A 2150-nucleotide genomic window follows, 5' to 3' on the forward strand; every position below is an offset into this window, starting at 1 on the left:
AGCAGCGTCGCCCGGCTGCTCGTCCGCCACGGCATCACGCGCAAAAAAAGACTGTGATTGCCGCCGAGCAGGCGCGCGAGGATATCGCAAAGGCCCGCTCTGAGTGGCGGGACGGGATGAGCGATCTGGACCCGTCAAAGCTCGTATTCATTGACGAAAGCGGGTTCGACACCAGGATGACCCGGCGCTGCGGGCGCGCGCCGATGCTGATCGAGGGGGCCATGGACGGCGACGCATTCTGCGCCTGGGTCGAGCAGATGCTCGCGCCAACCCTGCAGCGCCACCGCTTCCGCCCTGACTGCCTTCAACCCGAAGGAATGTGCGCGCTATCTCCGGCACGCAGGATATGCTTCAACTTGATCGGAAACAACTCTAAGGCCGTTGGTATGAGGGCTGCGATGCGGCGTGCCGCGGCAGAGGGGGGCGCTGCCCCCCGTCCTTGCGGACTCCCCCCCGGGATATTTCCGGCCAGAAGAAGATCGATGCGTCTTTTCTTCTTGGCGAAAATACCCTGGGGGTCCGGGGGCGAAGCCCCCGGCGGGTCGCCCCGGCGCAAGCCGGGGCGAAACAGAAGCACGGTTCAGGACACCCCGCGCGCCGGGGCGACGGGGACGTTGTCTATCAACCGCACGCCCTCGAGATGCGCGGCGGCCAGCAGGCGCGCGGGTTCGGTGAGCGCGGCCAGCGGCGCGAGACCGGCGGCGGAACGCAACTCCAGATACTCGACCGACGCATAGCCGCCCGCGAGGATCGCGCGGCGCGCCTGTTGCAGCGTGGCGCTGACCGGCGCACCGCGGGCGATCTCCCGGGCGGCCGCGTCAAGCGCCGCGAACAGCGCGGGTGCCCGGGCGCGGGCCGCGGGCGAGAGGCGCTGGTTGCGGGACGAGAGCGCCAGCCCGTCCCCCTCGCGCACGGTGGGATGGCCGACGATCTCGACCGGCAGGTCGAGGTCGCGCACGAGGCGTCGGACGACCATCAGTTGCTGGTAATCCTTTTCGCCGAAGAACGCGCGCCGGGCCTGCGTCTGCAGCAGCAGCTTGCTGACCACGGTGGCCACCCCGTCGAGATGGCCCGGCCGGTGCGCACCGCAGAGCCCCTCGCTGACGCCCGCGACCGAGACGGTGGTGGAAAAGCCCTCGGGATAGATCTGGTCCGGATCGGGGACATAAAGCGCGTCGATGCCGAGCGGGGCCAGTTTCTCGGCGTCGCTGCACTCGGTGCGGGGGTATTTCGCCAGGTCGTACGGGTTGTCGAACTGCCTGGGGTTGACGAAGATCGTCACGATCACCCGGTCGGCCCCGGCCCTGGCCGCCGCAACGAGGCTCAGATGGCCCGCATGCAGCGCCCCCATCGTGGGCACGACGGCGATGTGCGCGCCCTCTGCCTGCCAGCGCTCGGTCAGGGTGCGAAGCCCGCCAAGGTGGCGCAGGATCGGGGCGGTCATTCGCCGTCTCCGAAGACATGTTCCGGGGCGGGGAAGCGGCGGGCGCGCACGTCCCCGGCATAGGCGGCGATGGCCGCGGCTGCGCCATCGCCAAGCGCGGCGTAGCGGCGGACGAATTTCGGCCGGAACTCCGAGAACAGCCCCAGCATGTCATCCACCACCAGCACCTGCCCGTCGCAGCCCGACGACGCGCCGATCCCGATGGTGGGGATCGCCAGATCGGCCGTGATCCGGTCGGCCAGCGTCGCGGGCACCTTTTCCAGCACCACCGAGAACGCGCCCGCCGCGGCCACGGCGCAGGCATCGGCCAGCACCCGGTCTGCATCGGCGCCGCGGCCCTGCACCTTGTAGCCGCCCAGGACGTTGATCGCCTGCGGCGTCAGACCGACATGGGCCATCACGGGGATCGAGCGCGCGGTCAGGAATCGGATGGTTTCGGCCATGCTCTCGCCGCCCTCCAGCTTGACCGCCCCGGCGCCGGTCCCGGCCATCAGGCGGGCGGCGTTGCGAAACGCCTGTTCGGGGCCTTCCTCGTAGCTGCCGAAGGGCATGTCGATCACCATCAGCGCGCGTTCCAGCCCGCGCGCCACCGCCTGGCCGTGCAGGATCATCATCTCCATCGTCACGCCCAGCGTCGATTGCAGGCCGTGCAGCACCATGCCGACGCTGTCGCCCACCAGCACGACATCGCATTCGGCATCGACCA

At 69.7% G+C, this 2150-nt stretch carries 2 protein-coding genes; both read right to left on the minus strand.

Annotated features, from left to right (window positions below):
* Positions 1–580: 580 nt before the first annotated feature.
* Positions 581–1444, minus strand: coding sequence for a pantoate--beta-alanine ligase (gene panC / locus ENN83_RS06985; protein WP_287185512.1), 864 nt, complete (start codon positions 1442–1444; stop codon positions 581–583).
* A partial coding sequence (gene panB, locus ENN83_RS06990) for a 3-methyl-2-oxobutanoate hydroxymethyltransferase (protein ID WP_287185513.1) occupies positions 1441–2150 on the minus strand: 710 nt, incomplete at its 5' end. The genes panB and panC, both read right to left, overlap by 4 nt.

Origin of the sequence: Rhodovulum sp., assembly GCF_011048875.1 — a bacterium.
GTDB lineage: Bacteria > Pseudomonadota > Alphaproteobacteria > Rhodobacterales > Rhodobacteraceae > Rhodovulum > Rhodovulum tesquicola.